This window comes from Methylobacterium indicum (genome assembly GCF_017347565.1).
GTDB classification, from domain to species: Bacteria; Pseudomonadota; Alphaproteobacteria; order Rhizobiales; family Beijerinckiaceae; genus Methylobacterium; species Methylobacterium indicum.
In genome coordinates, this window is record NZ_AP024145.1 from 2,822,633 (window position 1) to 2,842,856 (window position 20,224).

Here is a 20,224-nt window from a genome sequence, read left to right on the forward strand (position 1 = left end):
ACATCCCGCGCCACCCGCCGCCGTCAAGCCTCGGCGGCACGGGACCTCCGCGGCAGCCTTGTACCCGCCAAAACCCGGCGGCAGGGGCGCCTGCGCTGTTCGTCGCACGCGCCAACCTCTTGACCGGGCAGGCCGCTTCGCTTGGAATGCCTCTTGCTTAGGCAATGTTCGCGCTTGAGCAATCGGGCGGCGGCAGGGCCGCAACCGGAACGGGAGACGTAGGACCGCATGAAGAGAATCGTCGCCGCCCTGGCCTTCGGGCTCGGTGCCACCCTGCTGGCGGGCGCCGCCCAGGCCCAAGGGACGCTCAACAGCATCAAGCAGAAGGGCTACATCTCCTGCGGCTCGAATCCGGGGCTGGCCGGCTTCGGCGTGCCGGACGCGCAGGGCCGCTGGACCGGTCTCGACGTCGATTTCTGCCGGGCCCTGTCCGCGGCGATCTTCAACGACGTCACGAAGGTCCGCTTCATCCCGCTCTCGGCCAAGGACCGCTTCACCGCGCTCCAGTCGGGCGAGGTCGACATCCTCTCGCGCAACACCACCTGGTCGATGTCGCGCGACACGGCGCTCGGCCTCGACTTCCCGGCCGTCAACTTCTACGACGGCCAGGGCTTCATGGTGAAGAAGAAGCTCGGCGTCACCTCGGCCAAGCAGCTCGACGGTGCCTCGGTCTGCACCCAGCAGGGCACCACCACCGAGCTGAACCTGGCCGACTACTTCCGGGCCAACAAGATGAAGTACGAGGTGGTGGCCTTCGCCAGCGCCGACGAGACCTTCAAGGCCTACGATGCCGGGCGCTGCGACGCCTTCACCACCGACGCCTCGGGCCTCTACGCCGAGCGCCTGCGCGCCTCGGCCCCCGACGACAACATCGTGCTGCCCGAGATCATCTCGAAGGAGCCCCTCGCGCCGGCGGTGCGCCAGGGCGACGCGCAATGGGCCGACATCGTCCGCTGGACCCACTACGCGATGCTGAACGCCGAGGAGGCCGGCATCACGCAAGGCAACGTCGACCAGATGGCGAAATCGTCCGACAACCCGGACGTCAAGCGCATCCTCGGCACCGAGGGCAAGTACGGCGCCGATCTCGGGCTCACCAACGACTGGGCCTACCGGATCATCAAGCTCGTGGGCAATTACGGCGAGGTGTTCGAGCGGAACGTCGGCCAGGGCTCGCCGCTGAAGATCCAGCGCGGCCTCAACGCCCTGTGGTCGAAGGGCGGCCTGCAATACGGCCCGCCGATCCGCTGATCCCTTGATCCGCTGATCCTCGCGGCGCCCGGATCCGCCGGGCGCCGTCCCCCGCCACCCGCCAGCGCGAGCACGCCCCCCTTGCCGACGCAGCTTCCGGCCGACTCACGCTCGGGTCCGCCCCGGGTCTCGCCCCTCTACGATCCCCGCTTCCGCGGGGCGGCCTACCAGATCCTGCTGCTCCTCGCGGTCGGGGCGGTGGCCTGGATCGCGATCGGCAACGCCGCCGAGAACCTGCGCAACGCCCGCGTCGCCTCGGGCTTCGGCTTCCTCGGCAACACGGCGGGGTTCGACGTCAACCAGACGGTGATCCCGTTCGCGGCCGCGACCTCGACCTACGGCACCGCCTTCCTGGTCGGGCTCACCAACACCCTGATGGTCGCGGCGATCGGCATCGTGCTGGCCACCGTGCTGGGCTTCACGGTCGGCGTGGCGCGGCTGTCGCCGAACTGGATCGTGCGGACGCTCGCCACCGTCTATGTCGAGGTCCTGCGCAACATCCCGCTGCTGCTGCAGCTCCTGTTCTGGTACGTCGCGGTGCTGGCGAGCCTGCCGGGCGCCCGCGATTCCTACGCGCTGGGGACGTCGGTCTTCCTCAACCAGCGCGGCCTCTTTCTGCCCAAGCCCCTGCTCGCCGCGGATGCCTGGGCGCTGCCCGTCGCCCTCGTCGTCGGGATCGTCGGCACGCTGGTCTTCCGGGCGCATGCCAAGCGCGAGCAGGCGCGCACCGGCCGGCGCCTGCCGGTGCCGGCGGTCGGGCTGGCGCTGATCCTCGGCCTGCCGCTCCTGGCCTACGGGGTGCTGGCGCTGATCGGCGTCGCCCCGGTGGCGCTGGACTTCCCCGTCAAGGGCACCTTCAACCTGCGCGGCGGGATGCAGCTCTATCCGGAATTCGTCGCGCTCGTCGTCGGGCTCACGGTCTACACCGCGGCCTTCATCGCCGAGGTGGTGCGGGCCGGCATCCAGGCGGTCAACAAGGGCCAGACCGAGGCGGCCCGGGCGCTGGGCCTGCAGCCCGGCCCGACGATGCGGCTGGTGGTGATCCCGCAGGCGATGCGGGTGATCGTGCCGCCGCTGACGAGCCAGTACCTCAACCTCACCAAGAACTCGTCGCTGGCGGTGGCCATCGGCTACCCGGACCTCGTCCAGGTCTTCATGGGCACGGTGCTGAACCAGACCGGCCAGGCGGTCGAGGTGGTGGGGATCACCATGGCGGTCTACCTGACGATCAGCCTCGTCACGGCCTTCGTGATGAACCTCTACAACCGGCGCGTCGCGCTGATCGAGCGGTGAGGCGAAAACCGATGACCGCCGGAACCCAGCCACTCACTTTCGTCCGCCGCGAGGCGGTGCCGGCCGCCGCGCCGCCCGCCCTGGTCGCCGGGCCGCTCGCCTGGCTGCGCCGGAACCTGTTTTCCAGCCCCGCCAACGCCGTGATGACGCTGGCGGCGCTCGCCGTCGTCGCCCTCGTGCTGCCGCCGCTGCTGCGCTTCCTCGTGATCGACGCCGTCTGGACCGGCGACAACCGCGACGCCTGCCGGCCCGAGGTGCTCGGCCGCCCGGTCGGCGCCTGCTGGGCCTTCGTGGCGAACAAGATCAACTACTTCATCTACGGCTCGTACCCGATCGAGGCGCGCTGGCGCCCCAACGTCTTCTTCGCCCTGATGGCGGTCGGGGTGGGGTGGATGCTGTGGCTCGACGCGCCCAAACGCGCATGGGGCGCGCTCTACTTCTTCGTCGTCTTCCCGATCGTCTCCTACGGGCTGCTCGCCGGGGTGCCGGCCTTGGGGCTTCCCGCCGTGCCGACCTCCCTGTGGGGCGGCATGCTGGTGACCCTGATCGTGTCGCTCGTCGGCATCGTCGCCGCGCTGCCCCTCGGCATCCTGCTGGCGCTCGGGCGGCGCTCGCGGCTGCCGATCGTGCGGCTGTTCTGCGTCATCTTCATCGAGTTCTGGCGCGGCGTGCCGCTGATCACCGTGCTGTTCATGGCCAACGTGATGCTGCCGCTGTTCCTGCCCGGCGACGTCACGGTGGACCGGCTGGTGCGGCCGCTGGTCGGCATCGCCCTGTTCTCCGCCGCCTACATGGCCGAGACGGTGCGCGGCGGCCTGCAGGCGATCCCGCGGGGCCAGACCGAGGGGGCGATGTCGCTGGGCCTGAGCCCCTGGCACCGGATGCGCCTGATCATCCTGCCCCAGGCCCTGCGCATCGTGATCCCGGGCATCGTCAACAGCTTCATCGCGCTGTTCAAGGATACGAGCCTCGTCTCGATCGTCGGCATCTTCGACTTCATCCGCACGATCGAGTCGGCCCGGGTCGATCCCGCCTGGGCGGCGCCGACCGTGGTGATGACCGGCTACGCCTTCGCGGCCCTGTTCTACTTCGTCTTCTGCTTCGGCATGTCCCGCTACGCCCGCTTCATGGAGCGTCGGCTCGCGGCCGGCCAGACACGGTGAGTCCTGCCATGGCTTCCTCTCCCGCCCCCAGCACCCCCGTCCTCCTGCCGGAGACCGATCCGGACCTGTCGCCGCGCAACACCTCGGCGGCGCGGCTCGCCAGCGCGCCGACCGCGGTGTCGCTGGAGCGGGTCAACAAGTGGTACGGCGCCTTCCATGTGCTTCGCGACGTCGACCTGACGGTGCGCAAGGGCGAGCGGATCGTGATCTGCGGCCCCTCGGGCTCCGGCAAGTCGACCCTGATCCGCTGCATCAACCGCCTGGAGGAGCACCAGGCCGGCCGCATCGTGGTCGACGGGATCGAGCTCACCAACGACCTCAAGCGGATCGACGAGATCCGCCGCGAGGTCGGCATGGTGTTTCAGCACTTCAACCTGTTCCCGCATCTGACCGTGCTCGAGAACTGCACGCTGGCGCCGATCTGGGTGAAGAAGATGCCGAAGGCCGAGGCCGAGGCGGTCGCCATGCGGTACCTGACCCGGGTGAAGATCCCCAACCAGGCGCACAAATATCCGGGCCAGCTCTCCGGCGGCCAGCAGCAGCGGGTGGCGATCGCCCGCTCGCTGTGCATGGCGCCCAAGATCATGCTGTTCGACGAGCCGACCTCGGCCCTCGATCCCGAGATGGTCAAGGAGGTGCTCGACACCATGGTGGGGCTCGCCGACGAGGGGATGACCATGCTCTGCGTCACCCACGAGATGGGCTTTGCCCGCCAGGTCGCCGACCGGGTGATCTTCATGGACGAGGGCCAGATCGTCGAATCGAACACCCCCGAGGCGTTCTTCCGCGCGCCCGAGCACGAGCGGACCCGGCTGTTCCTGAGCCAGATCCTGCACTGAGCGGGAGAGCGGCCCCGCCCCCTCCCGTCGGCGCAGGCGGGGCTGCCTTCGCGCGACGGGAGGGGGTAGGGACATCCCGTCGGCCGCCGCGAGACTGGGCGCGAGACTGGGCGGCGGCGCGGAGAGGCCCTGCGATGAAGAAGGACGATCCCTGCACGGGGGTCTGTGCCTGGGACGGCAAGACCGGCTGGTGCCTGGGCTGCGGCCGGACCGTGCCGGAGATCAAGGCGTGGCGGAAGCTCACGCCCTTCCGGCGCACCGCGCTCCTGCGCGAGCTGCCGCGCCGGATGCAGCAGCTGGGACCGCCGCCCCGCGACACCGACCGGGGCGGACGGTCCCGGGGCACCTGATGCCCCGGGGCCCGGCGCCGGCGGCCGGTTACCGCCCCGTCGCGACCGGCAGGTCCTCCCGCGCGCCCCATTCCGACCACGAGCCGTCGTAGAGCGAGCGGGGCGGGCGGCCGAGGCTCTCGAGGGCGATGCCGACGATCGCCGCGGTCACGCCGGAGCCGCAGGTGGTCACCACCGGGCGGTCGAGGTCGATCCCGGCCCGGGCGACCGCCTCGCGCAAGGCGGCCTCGTCCTTGAGCCGGCCGTTCTCCTGCAAGGCCGCGTAATGCAGGTTGAGGGCGCCGGGCATGTGGCCGGGCCGAACGCCGGGGCGCGGCTCGGCCTCCTCGCCGGCGAAGCGGGCGGCCGACCGGGCATCGACCATCTGGGCCGAGCCGGCGAGCGCCCGCTGCACGTCGCCCACATTGGCGACGGCCGAGTGGTCGAGGCGGGCGGTGAAGTGGCGCCGGTCGCGCGGGCGGGCCTCGCCCTCCTCGACCGGATGACCGCCCGCCACCCAGGCCGGCAGGCCGCCCTCGAGCACCGCGACCTCGCGGGCGCCGAAGGCCTTCAGGGTCCAGCGCACCCGCGGGGCGGAGAAGAGGCCCATCCCGTCATAGACCACGACCGTCATGCCGTCGCCGATGCCCATTTGGCGCATTCGGGAGGCAAAAGCCTCCGGCGAGGGCAGCATGTGGGGCAGGGCGCTTCCCTCGTCGCGCACGGCGTCGATGTCGAAGCGGATCGCCCCCGGGATGTGCGCGGCGCGGAACTCGGCCTCGGCGTCCCGGCCCATCGCCGGGAGGTACCAGGAGCCGTCGACCACGACGATGTCGGGCGCCGCGAGCCGCTCTGCGAGCCAGTCCACCGTGACGAAGGGGCCGATCGACATGCCTGTCTCTCTCCGAAGCGGGGCCGCGCGGGCCCGGTCCTGCAGGATCGGGCCTAAGAGACCCGTCTCACCCATAGGTAGAGCGTCGGACCCGTCCGGGGCAACGTGCTCGCTTTCCAGGCGTCGCCGCCACCGAATCGGGCGAGGGGGCGGGCGAGGGGAACGTTCCCCGCCTCGCCACAGCTGGCACGGCGTTTGCTGCGAAGCATCCACTGCACCCGCCGTGTCCACTCTCCCTTGCACGGCCGGGCGTGGTCGACGGGCCAGGCGGTGAGACTCCGAGGGCTGCCTGGCCCGCCCGCCCCGGGCGACGGACCGATCTGCGCCGTACCGATCCCCGGGTCGTCGCGCCGATCCGGCCGCCGCGGCGCCACCGCCTCGGTCGATCCGCGTCCAAGCGACGTCCGCGCGGGAGCGCGACGAGGGAGGGTTTGCGATGAACGCCACGGCCCGCTTCGAGCCGCAGATCCGTCCCGACGGGATCGCGGTGTCGTCCCGCGGCTACCTCGCGGCGGCGATCCTGTTCGCCGACCTGCGGGCCGCCCGCGCGATGCGCCGGGAGCCACCCGCCGAGCCGCCCTCCGCGACGGTGCACCGGCTGGTGCCGCGCCGCGCCCGTCCGCGGTCCGTCCCGGCCGAGGCGCTGCGGCGGGTCGCCGAGGCCTGAGAGAGCCCGCCGGATCGTCGGGGACCCGCGCCAACGAAAAGAGGCGGCCCCGAAGGACCGCCTCGATCGCGAGGGGGCGGGCCGTGTCCGGCCCGCCTTTCGTCCCGCGTCAGATTCGCGGCGAGCGGCCGCGCATCAGGCCGAAGATGGCCGAAACGGCGAACAGCACGATCGCCACGAAGAACACGATCTTGGCCGCCTCCATGGCGGTGCCGGCGATGCCGCCGAAACCCAGCAGAGCGGCGACGAGGGCGACGACGAGGAAGGTGATAGCCCAGCCGATCATTGGAAACTCCCGTATCAATGGCTGCTGGATTGCTTCGCGGCGCCGTGCTGTGAAGCGTTGCAGCAAGTTGAACGAGAAACTGACGGACGGGGCGACAGGTTCCGTCGATTTTTTCGGATGAAAGCCGGTGGCTGTCCGTGCGACCCGCACCACGCGAGACGGCGCCGACCCGGGACGGGCGGCGCTCTCATCATGCAACGCGGGGCGGAAGGGAGTGGCTCCCCGAGCAGGACTCGAACCTGCGACAAGGCGATTAACAGTCGCCTGCTCTACCAACTGAGCTATCGGGGATCGCGGCGGGACCTCTACCCAAGCCGGGCAGGGCGCGCAAGGGATTTTCCGGGCCGGGCCGGATTTTCGCGAGCCGGCTCATTTCAGCCCCGCCGGGCGCGGTTTTGCGGCAGGAACCCTGTTGCGGAGCCGGGCCGGGTCCTGCTAATGACCCCTCGTCCCCGGGTTGTCCGCCCGACGCCGGGGAGACGGCGCACCGGATCAGATCCGGCCCGCCCGATCGCCGGTTGCGAACCGGCCCGGATGGCCTCGTGGCGGAGTGGTTACGCAGAGGACTGCAAATCCTTGCACCCCGGTTCGATTCCGGGCGAGGCCTCCATCCTTTCTCCTTTTTCTTCCGAGACATCGTTCGACCCGGCACAGCGCACCCCCGTGCGCCGTGCCGCCCGGATCCTTGCCTTTTGGCCGGCGATCCACCACAACCGCGTCGCCCGGCGGCTCGACCGTCGCGGCTTGGCCGTCGCTCAAGCTCTCCAGAGACGTTCATGCTCGACTACGCGCAAGCGCGCCGCCTCATGGTCGATTGCCAGCTCCGGACGTTCGACGTGACCGACATCGCGCTCCTCGACGCGTTCGACGCCGTCCCGCGCGAGCGGTTCATGCCGGCGGATCGGGAAGCCTTCGCCTATATCGACCAGCCCCAGGCGGTCGGCGCCGAGGACGGCGAGACCCGCTTCATGCCGGCCCCGATGGTGCTGGCGCGGCTGATCCAGGCGCTGGCCCTCAAGCCCGGCGACCGCGTCCTCGACGTCGGCACGGGCCTCGGCTACGCCGCCGCGGTGCTTCGCCGCCTCGGCGTCGAGGTGGTCGCCCTCGAATCGCTCCCCGGCCTCGCCGCCGCCGCGCGCGAGCGGCTGGGCGAGGGCGTCACCGTCGAGGCCGGCCCGCTCGAGACGGGCGCGCCGGGCCACGCTCCCTACGACGCGATCCTGATCGAGGGCCAGGTCGAGCGGCGGCCGCAAGCGCTGCTCGACCAGCTCGCCGATGGCGGGCGCCTCGCCTGCGTCCAGGGTCAGGGCCGTCCGGCCAAGGCGACCCTGTGGGTGCGCTCGGGCGAGGCCTTCGGCTCGCGCCCGCTCTTCGACGCCACCCTGCCGCCCCTGCGCGCCTTCGCGGTCGAGGCCGGCTTCGCGTTCTGACGCGGGGTCCGGACGGTGACGTCCGGGCTCCGTCCGCGGGCCCGCGCGGCGCCCGAGCATCCTCGGGTTCCACGTCGCGCAGCGATCCGTCGGGCCTCGCATGACCCGCTTCGACGCGGGCCGGTTCCGTAGGCCTGCCTCGACGCGTTGTCTCCCGGCCGACGCGACCGGTCGTCCGCGGCAGGCCCCGCCCGGCCGGATCCGGTCCGAGCCGACGGGCTTACCGGGCGGCCCCGTCTGCACCACGCCGGCCCCCGAAACCTTGCCCGAGACATCGCTCCGGCCGTGCGCCGGCCGGGGAATGCGTGCGGCTGCCTGCCCGGACCGGTCGATACCCCCGACTTCCCCTGCGGCACCTGTCGCTTTTTTGCGGCAGTGACGGCCAAACAGGATTGCCCGCGGTGCGGGGGCAGTGCCCCGGTAACCGCCCTCGGTTAAGGTCCCGGTCGAGGTGGGCATAGCGAGATGACGAATCGGCTCCGTCGCCCACGGCGCGGGGCCGGTCATTTTGAGCTAGCCGCACAGGGTAGACAGGCGTGACGGACACAGGAACTCGGGCGTTCCGCGGGCTTCGGCTGGGCGGCTTCGCCGCCATGGCCCTCGCCCTGGCGGGCCAGGGCGCGACTGCGGAAACCCTGGATAGCGCGCTCGCGCGGGCCTATGCGGGCAACCCGACGCTCAACGCGCAGCGCGCCGGCCAGCGCGCCAACGACGAGAACGTGCCGCGGGCACTGGCGGGCTACCGCCCGACGGTCAGCGCCTCGGCGAGCGTCGGCGTCAGCCACGTCTCCGGCAAGCTCGGCGCGGCCGCCCTGGCGGAAGGCGCCGGCGGCGGGCGGATCGGGCGCGAATCCGAGCAGACCCTGGTCCCGGGCTCCGCCGGCCTCTCGGTGAGCCAGACGCTGTTCAACGGCTTTCGCACCGACAACCAGACCCGCCAGGCCGAGTCGCAGGTGCTGGGCGGCCGCGAGACCCTGCGCAACACCGAGATGACGACGCTGTTCTCGGCGGCGCAGGCCTACATGAACGTGCTGGCGGACACCGCCACGCTGGAGCTGAACCGCAACAACGTCGAGGTGCTGGAGGAGCAGCTCCGCCAGACCCGCGACCGCTTCAACGTCGGCGAGGTCACCCGCACCGACGTCGCCCAGGCCGAGGCGCGGCTCGCCGGCGCCCGGGCCCAGGTCAGCCTGGCCGAGGCCAACCTGCGCACCAGCATCGCGACCTACCGGCAGGTGATCGGCGTCGAGCCGCGCCAGCTCGCCCCCGGTCGCCCGATCGACCGCTTCGTGCCCGGCACGCTGACGGCGGCGGTCGAGATCGGCCTGATGGAGCACCCGGCGATCCTCTCGGCCCTCCACTCGGTCGACGCGGCCGAGGCGCAGGTGAAGATCGCGGAATCGTCCCTCTATCCGACGGTCAGCGTGACCGGCAACGCCGCGCAGGTGTTCGACCAGCAGATCGCCAATACCCGCTTCTTCCAGGGCTCGATCGTCGGCCAGCTCACGGTCCCGCTCTACCAGGGCGGCGCCGAATACGCGCAGATCCGCCAGGCCAAGGAGCAGGTCGGCCAGGCCCGGCTCCAGGCCGAGCTGACCCGCGACCAGGTCCGCGCCGGCATCGTCACCGCCTGGGGCGCGCTCGAGGCCGCCAAGGCCCGCGTCATCGCCTCGCAGGCCCAGGTCCAGGCCAACGAGGTGGCGCTGAACGGCGTGCGCGAGGAGGCCCGGGTCGGCCAGCGCACGACCCTCGACGTGCTGAACGCCCAGCAGGAGCTCTTGAGCGCCCGCGTCAGCCTGATCGCCGCCCAGCGCGACCGGGTGATCGGCTCCTACCAGGTGGTGCAGACCGTGGGCCGCCTCACCACCCGCTTCATCGCGGTGCCGGTGGCCCAGTACAGCGCCAAGCAGCATTACGATCAGGTCAAGGATCTCTGGTACGGTGTGCGCACGCCGGACGGCCGATAAGGCCCCCGGTACGCCGCGGCCCTCCCCGGGCCGGTGCCTTTTTGCGTGTGAGTCGGGGACCGCTTCGCTTGTGCGGGACGGCCTCCGCTGCGTACTCTGACCCACCCGATCCTCCCCACTCCGACCTCGAGCGTTGAGCCCGATGAGCGCCGCGAGCCCCAAGACGCAGGACAAGTCGCAGGAACCCTCGATGGAGGAGATCCTCGCCTCGATCCGCCGCATCATCGCCGACGACCAGAAGCCGGGCGAACCGCCCGCCGCCGGATCGAAGCCGACCCCCGTGCCGGATCCCGAGCCGGAGGACGAGGACGACGTGCTCGACCTCGCCGAGGTCGCGATGCCGGCCCCGAAGCCCGAGCCCGTCGCCAAGATGCCTGAAAAGGCGCCCGAGAAGGCGCCGGAGCCCGAGCCGAGCCTGGACGCCTTCGACTCGCTGAGCGAGATCGAATTCCGCGACGAGCCGATGGATTTCGACGCCATCGAGATCGAGCCGGAGCCCGCCCCCCCGCCGCCGGAGCCGCCCAAGGCCGCCGCCCCGCCGCCGCCCGCGCCGGCCGTTCCGCCCGCGGTCGAGGAGCGGCTCCTGTCGCAGGCGACCGACGCCACCGTCAGCCACGCCTTCGATCTTCTCGCCAACACGGTGCTGACCCGCAACGCCCGCACCATCGAGGACCTGGTGCAGGACATGCTGCGCCCGATGCTGAAATCCTGGCTCGACGACAACCTGCCGGTCATGGTCGAGCGCCTGGTGCGCGCCGAGATCGAGCGCGTCGCCCGCGGGCGCTGACGCCCGCAGTTGACGGAACGACGCGGGTCCGCTTGAAAGCGGGCTCGGGGGCCGGTCGCTCGCGCGGCCGGCCTTGTTTCGTTTCAGACGGCGCCCGCGGGCGCGCGTCCCGCCGGACGGGATGCGCCGCGGGCGCCGGGCGAGTGGCTGCTTCCCGCGATGATGGACAAGACCTTCGATCCCGCCGCCGTCGAGGCGCGCATCGCCGCCGAATGGGAGGAGGCGCAGGCCTTCCGGGCCGGGCGCCCGGACCGCGCCGGCGCCGAGCCCTACAGCATCATGATCCCGCCGCCGAACGTGACGGGCTCGCTGCATATGGGCCACGCCCTCAACAACACGCTCCAGGACGTGCTCGCCCGCTTCGAGCGCCTGCGCGGCAAGGACGTGCTGTGGCAGCCCGGCACGGACCACGCCGGCATCGCCACCCAGATGGTGGTGGAGCGCCGCCTCGCCGAGCAGCAGCAGCCCGACCGGCGCAGCTTGGGCCGGCCGGAATTCGTCCGCCGGGTCTGGGAGTGGAAGGCGGAATCCGGCGGCACCATCGTCAACCAGCTCAAGCGGCTCGGCGCCTCCTGCGACTGGTCGCGGGAGCGGTTCACCATGGACGAGGGCCTGTCGAAGGCCGTCCTGAAGGTCTTCGTCGACCTGCACGCGCAGGGGCTGATCTACCGCGACAAGCGCCTGGTGAACTGGGACCCGAAGTTCCAGACCGCGATCTCCGACCTCGAGGTGCAGCAGGTCGAGGTGAAGGGCCATCTCTGGCACTTCGCCTATCCGGTGGTGGACGAGGCCGGCACCGAGACCGGTGAGACGATCACGGTCGCCACCACCCGGCCCGAGACCATGCTGGGCGACACCGCCGTCGCGGTCCACCCGGAGGACGAGCGCTACCGGGCGCTGGTCGGCAAGCGGCTGCGCCTGCCGCTCGTCGGCCGCCTGATCCCGATCGTGGCCGACGAGTATTCCGATCCCGAGAAGGGCACCGGCGCGGTCAAGATCACCCCGGCGCACGACTTCAACGACTTCGAGGTCGGCCGCCGGCACGGGCTGGCGCAAATCAACATCCTGGATGAGGAAGCCCGCATAAGCTTAGAGGGCAATGCGGATTTCCTGGACGGCACGAACCCGGAGCCCGAGGCCCTGGCGCTCCACGGCCTCGATCGCTTCAAGGCCCGCGAGACGGTCGTGGCGCTGATGGAGGAGCGTGGCCGGCTGGTCGCGATCGAGCCCAACACCCATGCGGTCCCGCACGGCGACCGCTCGGGCGTGGTGATCGAGCCGTATCTCACCGACCAGTGGTACGTGAACGTCAAGCCGCTGGCCGAGCGGGCCTTGCAGGCGGTGCGCGACGGGCGCACCCGCTTCGTGCCCGAGACCTACGAAAAAACCTACTTCCAGTGGCTCGAGAACATCGAGCCGTGGTGCATCTCGCGCCAGCTCTGGTGGGGCCACCAGATCCCGGCCTGGTACGACGCGGACGGGAACTGCTTCGTCGCGAGCAGCGAGGAGGAGGCCCTGGCCCAGGCCGCCGAAAAGCACGGCCGCCCGGTGACCCTGCGCCGCGACGAGGACGTGCTCGACACCTGGTTCTCGTCCGGCCTGTGGCCGTTCTCGACGCTGGGCTGGCCGGAGGCGACGCCCGAGCTCGCCCGCTACTACCCGACCAGCGCGCTGGTGACGGGCTTCGACATCATTTTCTTCTGGGTTGCCAGGATGATGATGCTCGGCCTTCATGCGCTCGATGAAGTGCCGTTCCGCACGATCTACATCCACGCCCTCGTGCGCGACGAGAAGGGCGCCAAGATGTCGAAGTCGAAGGGCAACGTGGTCGATCCCCTCGACCTCGTCGATCGCTACGGCGCCGATGCCCTGCGCTTCACCCTCGCGGCCATGGCGGCGCAGGGACGCGACATCAAGCTCTCGGTGCAACGCGTTGAGGGATATCGCAACTTCGCCACCAAGCTCTGGAACGCCGCGCGCTTCGCCGAGATGAATGGCTGCCGGCTCGATTCCGCCTTCGCGCCGGGGAGCGTGACCCAGACGCTGAACGCCTGGGCGCTCGGCGAGGCCGCCCGGGCCGTCGCCGAGGTGACCGGCGCGATCGAGGCCTACCGCTTCAACGACGCCGCCAACGCCGCCTACCGCTTCGTCTGGAACGTGTTCTGCGACTGGTACCTGGAACTGGCCAAGCCCGTGCTCCAGGGCGAGGACGGCCCGGCGAAGGAGGAGACGCGCCGGACCATCGCCTTCATCATCGACCAGATCTGCGTGCTGCTGCATCCGTTCATGCCGTTCCTCACCGAGGAACTGTGGGCGACGAAGGCGCGCGAGGCGGGCCTCACGCGTCCGCTGCTGGCGCTCGCCGCCTGGCCGGATCTCGGCGGGCTCGCGCGTCCCGAGGCGGAGGCCGAGATCGGCTGGGTCGTCGACCTCGTGTCGGAGATCCGCTCGGCCCGCTCGGAGACGAACGTGCCGGCCGGCGCCCAGATCCCCCTGGTGCTGGTGGCCCCGGGCGAGGCGGTGCGCGAGCGCCTTTCGCGATGGGGCGACACCGTGCGGCGGCTCGGCCGCATCGCCTCGATCGAGACCGTCGAGACGAGCCCGCGCAACGCGGTGCAGCTCATCGTGCGCGGCGAGGTCGCGGCCCTGCCGCTCGAAGGCGTGGTCGACCTCGCCGCCGAGGTGGCGCGGCTGAAGAAGGAGGATGCCAAGCTCGACGGCGAGATCGGGAAGATCGACGCCAAGCTCGGCAATGCCGACTTCCTCGCCCGCGCCCCCGAGGAGGTGGTCGAGGAGCAGCGCGAGCGCCGCGACGCCGCCATCGCCCGCCGCGAGAAGGTGCGGGACGCCCTGACGCGGCTGCAGGGCTGATCGGACGCACGATCCGGTGCGGGCCGTCGATTCGCGCGCACCGGAACCGGACGATCGCCCGGACGAGGCGATGGGGGAGAGAGACGCCCGTGCGGCGCCCGATCCGGGGGATCGGGCGTCCGCGCGGCGAACGAAGAGGGCGAGCATCACCGCCACCCCGGAAACCTGCACAGGCATGAGCCAGACGCTCGCCCCTCCGTCTTCGCCGGAACCCTCCCGCCGCCCGGTGACCGGCCGCTACGACACACGGTCCGACGTGCTGTCCGTCCGCTTCGGCGATGCGGAGGCCGTGGCGAGCCGGGAGGTCCGGCCGGGCTTGCGCGTCGCCTACGATGCCGCCGGCGCCGTCGCGGGGATCGAGATTCTTGCCGCCTCCGCGGGCGGCCCGACGATCGACCGCGAGCTGCGGCGGCTCGTCGAGGCGGCCTGACGCATGCGACGCGGCCTGCGCCTCCTCCTGCGCACCCTGCGGCGCACCGCCCCGCTCGTCCTCATCCTCGCCGCCGGCCTCGCCCTGGCGGCCTGGCTTACCGCGAAGGCCGGCGATCCCGCCCTCTACCCGCCGCCCCCCGGCGACGACGCCGTCACGGTGCGGCTCGTCGCCAATGCCTGGCATTCCGGCCTGCTCCTGCCCCGCGAGGCGCTGGCCCGGGCGGCCGCGCAGGCCGGGAGCGGCGCCCTCGTCGGGGTGACCGAGCGTTTCGGCGCCTACCCGGCGCTCGAGATCGGCTGGGGCGATGCCGGCTTCTACCGCGCCGTGCCGACGCTCGGCGCCCTCGACTGGCGGCTGGCCCTCAGGGCCCTGTTCACCCCGGGCGGGCGCCCGGCGGTGCTGCACGTCGTCGGGATCGCGGACGCGAGCACCTTTCGGGGCGCCGGAATCGTGACCCTGCACCTGTCGCGGGCGGGGTTCGGGCGCCTCGCCGCGGCGCTCGCCGCCGCCTTCACCCTGCGGGACGGCCGCCCGGTCGAGGCGGGGCCCGGGCTCTACGGCCCGAGCCTCTTCTACGAGGCGCAAGGGCGTTTCGGCCTCTTCCACGTCTGCAACCACTGGAGCGCCGGACTCCTCCACGCGGCCGGCCTGCCGGTGACGCCGCTCCTCGATACCCTGCCGCGGGGCCTCGCCCTCGATCTCGCCTGGCGGGCGGGCGCTCAGGCGCCCTGAGGACCGGCCGGTGCGCGGCGCCGGAGGATGCGCCGCAGGCGCTCGCGGAACGGCACCCGGCCGCTGCGGGCGAGGTCGCGGCCGCAGGCCCGGGCGGCGGCGCGGTCGAACTGGACGGCGATCTCGGTGCCCTCGGCGAGCCGCAGCGCGAGCGCCGGCATTCCCGGGCCGACCTCGCCGGCCGTCCAGCCGAGGACCGGGAAGAAGCAGTTCTCCACCCGTGTGCCCGCCGGCACGGTCTGGGCCGCATCCGCCGCCACCGAGGCGGTGGCGAGCAGGGCCACGCCGAGCTCGGCGGCCTCCGCGGGGGCGAGGCGCACCGCGTAGTCCCGCGGCCCGAACGCCACCACGAGCTCGACCTCGTCCGGCCCGGCGGTCACGACCGAGAAGCGCGGGGCAGCGCCGAACGACGTCCGGGGCGGGGGGGCCTCGGTCGCAGCCTCGCGAGGGGGCGTCTCGTCCCGAGGCGTCCTGGGATCGGCGGCATCGGGAGACGCGGTCTCGGACGAGATCATGCGGGGGCGGTCGCTCGCGTGCCGTGGCGGGGGGGTCCCGCCAACCGTAGCGTCCGGACTTTCGCCGCGGCAAGCTCCGGCGCCGTGCGTCAGCGCACGGCGCGGCCGGGGGGGCCGGCGGGCTCGTTCGCGGCTTGACGCGCGGGCGCGTCCTCCTCCCCGATCCCGACCCGCTGGTCCTGGCGCAGGAGCTGGAGGTGGTCGGTGGCGATCCGGTCGCCGGCCTTCAGGCCCTTGAGGATCGCCGTGCGGTCGCCGAACTCCTCCCCGGTCGTGACCGGGACCATCGCCACCTTGCCGTCGTCGTCGACGCGCCAGACGATGCGCTGGTCGAGCTGGGCCGACAGGGCGACCGTCGGCACCAGCAGGCGCTCCTCGGTGCCCACCTGCACCTGCGTGCGCACGAACTCGCCCGGCAGGTAGCGCTCGTCGGCATTGGCGAGCCAGGCCCGGATCAGCCGGCGGGCGGTGCGGGGGTCGAAGCGGTTGTCGAGCTTGTAGACGGTCGCCTTGCGCTCCGGCTTGCCCTGGCCGTCGAGGGTCTGGATGAAGGCGCGGTTTTCCCGGAGGGCGGCGCGCACCGCCTCCGAATCCTCGGCCGAGAGCGCCACCTGCACCTCGATCGGGTCGACCTGGACCACGCTGACGAGCTGGGTCGTGTTCGCGTTGACGTGGTCGCCGACATTGACGTCCGAGAGGCTGGAGCGCCCGTCGAAGGGCGCGCGGATCACCGCGTAGTCGAGGTTGAGTTTTTCGCGGGCGATGGCGGCCTCGGCCTCCTGCACCCGGCTGCGGGCGACCTGGCGGTTGCTCTCGAGCTGCTGGAAGCGCTGCTCGGAGGCGTAGCCCTTGTCGGCGAGAGGCTGGGTGCGGTCGACCTCGGCATCCGCGAAGTCGAGCTGCGCCGCCGCCTGCGCGCGCTGGGCCTCCGCCGTGCGCAGGGCCACCTCGAAGGGCCGAGGGTCGATGCGGAACAGGACCTGGCCCTGCTTGACGTGGCCGCCCGGCTCGAAGGGGCGCTCCGTCACCACGCCGGTGACCCGGGGCTGGAGCGCGGCATCCTTCGGCGAGATCACCGTGCCGGTATACGAGAAGGCGACCGGCACGGTCTGGGTGGCCGCCCGCGCCACCGCGACGGCGAATTCGGGCGCCTCGGGCACACGGGGTTTCGGGGCCGCCGCCGGCGCCAGGAGCTGCGCCACCGGGCCGGGCAGGGCCCCGGACACGCCCCGGGGCAGCGGATGGCCGAGGCCCCACCAGAGGCCGGCGCCCGCCGCGAGCGCGGCCAGACCGACGAGGCCGTAGCGAAAACCTGCGCGCACGATACCGGGCTCCTTCGACGACGCACGATCCGCCGGCGCGGGACCCGCCGACGGGCGGCCCGCAGGGACCAGAAGACCCGGAGCGAGTCCCGGGTTCCGGATCCGGGGCTGCCCTGCGGCGATCCTGCCGGCGCAGGGGCGGGGCGCCGGCCTGCCGGGGGGAACACCCTCGGACACGATCGCGTTGCACGAGAGCTTTTCACATTCCCGTCGCGGGCCCCGAGGCGGCCGTCTCCAGGGCCCGGCGGCTCGCGGCGGCCCCGCCGGCCGTCGGCGGCGCACCGGGACACGGGATGTTCGCCACCTTCGTCGACCGGCCCGTCCTGGCGGGCGTGATCTCGGTGCTCATCACCCTGATCGGGGCCGTGGCGGGCTTTTCCCTGCCGATCGCCCAGTTCCCCGAGATCGCGCCGCCGATCATCAACATCCAGGCGACCTATCCGGGCGCCACGGCGCAGCAGGCCTACGAGGCGATCGCGATCCCGCTCGAGCAGGAGATCAACGGCGCGCAGAACCTGATCTACATCAGCTCGACCACCAACGCCGACGGCAGCGTCGGCATGGACGCGACCTTCGAGGTCGGCTCCGACCTCAACGCCGCCGCCGCCGACGTGCTGACCCGGGCCCAGCGGGCCGAATCGCGCCTGCCGCAGGCGGTGCGCGACCAGGGCCTGGAGATCGTGAAATCGTCGCGCCAGCGCCTCGGCAACGTGGTGCTCTACAGCGACGGCGACCGCTACGACGAGCTCTTCCTGTCGAACTGGGCCGAGACCCAGGTGATCAAGCCCCTGCGCCGGGTCGCCGGCATGGGCCGCATCGTCAACTTCTCCAACAAGCGCTACGCGATGCGGGTCTGGCTCGACCCGGCCCGGATGGAGTCGCTGGGCCTGAGCCCGGGCCAGATCGTCCAGGCGGTCGAGCAGCAGAACGCCCAGATCACCGTGGGCTCGCTCGGCAAGGAGCCGGTGCGCGACGCCCCCGCCTTCGAGCTGCAGATCGTCACCAAGGGCCGCCTGACGGAGCCCAGGGAATTCGCCGACGTGGTGATCCGGGCCAATCCCGACGGCTCGGTGGTGCGCATCCGCGACGTCGGCCGGGTCGAGCTCGGCGCGGAGCAGTACGGCAGCCGCTCGACCTACGACAACGCGCCCGCCGCCTCGCTCGGCCTGTACCAGAACCCGGAGGCCAACGCCGTCGAGGTCATGAAGGGCGTCCACGCCACCATGAAGGACCTCGCCAAGCGCTTTCCCCCGGGCCTGCACTACCGCATCGCCCTCGACCGCACCGAGTTCGTCACCGCCTCGATCCACGAGGTGATCAAGACCCTGATCGAGGCGATCGTGCTGGTCGTCGTGATCACCTACCTGTTCCTGCAGAGCTGGCGCGCGACCCTGATCCCGGCGATCGCCGTGCCGGTGGCGCTCGTCGGCACCTTCGGGCCGATGGCGGCGCTCGGCTTCTCGTTCAACACCCTGAGCCTGCTCGGGCTGGTGCTGGCGGTGGGGCTCGTGGTCGACGACGCGATCATCGTGGTCGAGAACACCGAGCGGCTGATGGAGGAGGGCCAGGAGCCCCGCGCGGCCGCCCGGGAGGCGGTGAACGAGGTGGCGGGCCCGGTCATCGCCACCACCCTGGTGCTCGCCGCCCTGTTCGTGCCGGTCGCCTTCATCCCGGGGCTGACCGGCCAGCTCTACAACCAGTTCGCGCTCACCATCGCGATCTCGGTGCTGATCTCGGCCCTCGTCTCGCTCACCCTCACGCCGGCCCTGTGCGCCCTGCTCCTGCGACCCCACGACAAGGCGGCCCACCGGAGCCGCTGGCGGGCGCCGCTGCGCTGGTTCAACGCCGGCCTCGACCGGGCGACCGGGGTCGCGGTCGGCTCGGTCGGGCGCCTGTCGCGCCACCTCGTCGCGACGGGGCTCGTGTTCCTGGTCTTTGCCGGATTGACGGCCTGGATGGTGACGAGCCGCCCGAGCGCCTTCGTGCCGCAGGAGGACCAGGGCTACTTCTTCGCCGACATCGCGATGCCGAAGGGCGCCTCCGTCGCCCGCACCGCCGCGATGGTGGAGGAGGTGGGGCGTGCGGCTCTGGCCGAGCCCTCCGTCGCCGGCACGATCGGGGTCGCCGGGCGCGGCATCCTGGCCGACGTCACCGCGCCGTTCTACGGCTTCCAGATCCCGACCCTGAAGCTCTGGGACCAGCGCGAGGAGACGGTCGCCGACGTGATCGGGCGGCTGAGGAAGCAGTTCAAGAACCACCCGGACGGGGTCTTGCGCATCGTCGATCCGTCGCCGCTGCCGGGGCTGGGGTCCCGCGGCGGCCTGACGCTCGAATTGCAGGATCGCAGCGGCGCGGGCGGCCTCACCCTCGCCAAAACCGCCGAGGGCTTCATCGCCGAGCTGAAGAGGCTGCCCGAGGTCGGCGGCGCCACCGCCACCACGAGCTACGGCGTGCCGCAGCTGCGCCTCGACATCGACCGGGCCAAGGCCGAGCAGCTCGGCGTCAGCCTCCAATCGCTGTTCGACGCGCTCGGCACCTATGTCGGCTCGTCCTTCGTCAATCTCTTCAACAAGTTCGGCTTCGTCTACCAGGTCTACGTCCAGAGCGAGTCGCAGGGGCGGCGCACGATCCAGGACCTGGCGCGGCTGACGGTGCCGAACAAGAACGGCGAGCCGGTGCAGATCGGCGCGCTCGTCACGCCGCATTTCGTCAGCGGGCCGACGGCGGTCCTGTCCTACAACACCTACCCGGCGATCGAGATCGCGGTCGACACCGCCGAGACCGCGAGCTCCGGCGCGGCGATCGCGGCGATCGAGCGCCTCGCCGACACGGCGTTGCCGACCGACTACGCGGTGGAATGGACCGAGGTCGCCTACCAGGAGAAGATCGCCGGCGGCTGGGCGCCGCTGATCTTCGGGCTCGGCGTGGTGATGATCGTGCTGCTGCTCGCCGGCCAGTACGAGAGCCTGCGGCTGCCCTTCGTGGTGATCCTGGTGACGCCGCTCGCCCTGTTCGGCGCCGTCGGCGCGCTGGCGCTCCGCGACCTGCCCCTCGACATCTTCGGGCAGATCGGGCTCCTGCTCCTCGTCGGGCTGGCGGCCAAGAACGCGATCCTGCTCGTCTCCTTCGCCCGCGACCTCAGCGCCAAGGGCGAGGATCCCGTGACGGCGGCCCGGGACGCGGTGCGGCTGCGGCTGCGGCCGATCCTGATGACCTCCTTCGCCTTCATCCTCGGCTCGGTGCCGCTCGCCGTCGCCTCGGGCGCCAGCGCCAATGCCCGGATCTCGATGGGCACGGTGGTGATCGGCGGGCTCCTCGTCGCGACGCTGCTGACCCTGTTCGTCACCCCGGTCTTCTACGTCGCGGCCGAGCGTCTGGTGGCGCGGCGCGGGCGCAAGGCCGAGGAGGGCCCGCGCGGGGTGGCGCATCCGGCGGAGTAGGGCCGCC

The 20,224-nt window shown here is 72.0% G+C and carries 17 protein-coding genes and 2 tRNA genes; 14 read left to right on the forward strand and 5 right to left on the reverse strand.

From position 1 onward, the window contains the following. The first annotated feature begins 228 nt into the window (after window positions 1-228). The 5 genes from miv_RS13245 to miv_RS13265 all read left to right on the forward strand — a co-directional run bounded on the left by miv_RS13245 (window position 229) and on the right by miv_RS13265 (window position 4,896). Window positions 229-1,251, forward strand: a complete 1,023-nt coding sequence (locus miv_RS13245) for an amino acid ABC transporter substrate-binding protein (RefSeq protein WP_048431010.1) — start codon at window positions 229-231, stop codon at window positions 1,249-1,251. A gap of 81 nt (window positions 1,252-1,332) precedes the next feature. Beyond that, window positions 1,333-2,544: an amino acid ABC transporter permease gene (locus miv_RS13250; RefSeq protein ID WP_058620719.1), complete on the forward strand. Its 1,212-nt coding sequence runs from the start codon at window positions 1,333-1,335 to the stop codon at window positions 2,542-2,544. Window positions 2,545-2,555: 11 nt separating this feature from the next. Further along, a complete protein-coding gene (locus miv_RS13255) occupies window positions 2,556-3,707 on the forward strand; it encodes an amino acid ABC transporter permease (RefSeq protein ID WP_207183114.1) in 1,152 nt (383 codons plus the stop codon). A gap of 8 nt (window positions 3,708-3,715) precedes the next feature. Then, window positions 3,716-4,546, forward strand: a complete 831-nt coding sequence (locus miv_RS13260; RefSeq protein ID WP_162234107.1) for an amino acid ABC transporter ATP-binding protein — start codon at window positions 3,716-3,718, stop codon at window positions 4,544-4,546. Window positions 4,547-4,680: 134 nt separating this feature from the next. Next, a complete protein-coding gene (locus tag miv_RS13265; protein WP_048431007.1) occupies window positions 4,681-4,896 on the forward strand; it encodes a DUF1289 domain-containing protein in 216 nt (71 codons plus the stop codon). 28 nt (window positions 4,897-4,924) lie between these two features. Here the strand turns inward: miv_RS13265 and sseA are convergent, their stop codons facing one another. After that, on the reverse strand, window positions 4,925-5,767 hold the full coding sequence (gene sseA / locus miv_RS13270) for a 3-mercaptopyruvate sulfurtransferase (RefSeq protein WP_048431006.1): 843 nt from the start codon (window positions 5,765-5,767) through the stop codon (window positions 4,925-4,927). A 436-nt stretch (window positions 5,768-6,203) separates the two neighbouring features. Here sseA and miv_RS13275 point away from each other — a divergent pair, with 436 nt between their 5' ends. Then, window positions 6,204-6,434, forward strand: a complete 231-nt coding sequence (locus tag miv_RS13275) for a hypothetical protein (RefSeq protein ID WP_048431005.1) — start codon at window positions 6,204-6,206, stop codon at window positions 6,432-6,434. 109 nt (window positions 6,435-6,543) lie between these two features. On the opposite strand, the gene miv_RS13280 is transcribed toward miv_RS13275, so the two are convergent. Continuing rightward, window positions 6,544-6,873, reverse strand: coding sequence for a DUF1328 domain-containing protein (locus miv_RS13280; RefSeq protein ID WP_125901280.1), 330 nt, complete (start codon window positions 6,871-6,873; stop codon window positions 6,544-6,546). A gap of 62 nt (window positions 6,874-6,935) precedes the next feature. Then, window positions 6,936-7,011 (reverse strand) — tRNA-Asn (locus miv_RS13285). A gap of 245 nt (window positions 7,012-7,256) precedes the next feature. Between miv_RS13285 and miv_RS13290 the strand changes: the two genes are divergently transcribed. The 7 genes from miv_RS13290 to miv_RS13320 all read left to right on the forward strand — a co-directional run bounded on the left by miv_RS13290 (window position 7,257) and on the right by miv_RS13320 (window position 14,940). Further along, window positions 7,257-7,330 (forward strand) — tRNA-Cys (locus miv_RS13290). 166 nt (window positions 7,331-7,496) lie between these two features. Further along, complete coding sequence (locus miv_RS13295) at window positions 7,497-8,150, forward strand: protein-L-isoaspartate O-methyltransferase family protein (protein ID WP_207183115.1); 654 nt, start codon at window positions 7,497-7,499, stop codon at window positions 8,148-8,150. Between the two features lie 593 nt (window positions 8,151-8,743). Continuing rightward, window positions 8,744-10,117: a TolC family outer membrane protein gene (locus miv_RS13300; RefSeq protein WP_179945849.1), complete on the forward strand. Its 1,374-nt coding sequence runs from the start codon at window positions 8,744-8,746 to the stop codon at window positions 10,115-10,117. 142 nt (window positions 10,118-10,259) lie between these two features. Further along, window positions 10,260-10,904 (forward strand): PopZ family protein, encoded by a 645-nt coding sequence (locus miv_RS13305; protein WP_244748989.1) that lies wholly within the window; start codon window positions 10,260-10,262, stop codon window positions 10,902-10,904. Between the two features lie 159 nt (window positions 10,905-11,063). Beyond that, entirely contained in the window at window positions 11,064-13,775 is a 2,712-nt protein-coding gene (locus tag miv_RS13310) for a valine--tRNA ligase (protein ID WP_207183116.1), read from the forward strand. Window positions 13,776-13,950: 175 nt separating this feature from the next. Beyond that, window positions 13,951-14,205, forward strand: a complete 255-nt coding sequence (locus tag miv_RS13315) for a DUF2283 domain-containing protein (protein WP_048429549.1) — start codon at window positions 13,951-13,953, stop codon at window positions 14,203-14,205. Window positions 14,206-14,208: 3 nt separating this feature from the next. Then, the gene (locus miv_RS13320; RefSeq protein WP_207183117.1) at window positions 14,209-14,940 is read left to right on the forward strand and encodes a DUF2459 domain-containing protein; all 732 of its coding nucleotides are present in this window, start codon (window positions 14,209-14,211) and stop codon (window positions 14,938-14,940) included. Here the strand turns inward: miv_RS13320 and miv_RS13325 are convergent. Both miv_RS13325 and miv_RS13330 read right to left on the reverse strand, forming a co-directional pair. Further along, window positions 14,928-15,455 carry a hypothetical protein gene (locus tag miv_RS13325; protein WP_207183118.1) on the reverse strand — a complete coding sequence of 176 codons (528 nt, stop codon included), beginning with the start codon at window positions 15,453-15,455 and terminating at the stop codon, window positions 14,928-14,930. The two genes, miv_RS13320 and miv_RS13325, sit on opposite strands and share 13 nt — an antisense overlap. 89 nt (window positions 15,456-15,544) lie before the next feature. Beyond that, complete coding sequence (locus miv_RS13330; protein ID WP_207183119.1) at window positions 15,545-16,777, reverse strand: efflux RND transporter periplasmic adaptor subunit; 1,233 nt, start codon at window positions 16,775-16,777, stop codon at window positions 15,545-15,547. A gap of 293 nt (window positions 16,778-17,070) precedes the next feature. On the opposite strand from miv_RS13330, the gene miv_RS13335 reads away from it, so the two are divergent. After that, window positions 17,071-20,217, forward strand: coding sequence for an efflux RND transporter permease subunit (locus miv_RS13335; RefSeq protein ID WP_207183120.1), 3,147 nt, complete (start codon window positions 17,071-17,073; stop codon window positions 20,215-20,217). Window positions 20,218-20,224 lie beyond the last annotated feature (7 nt).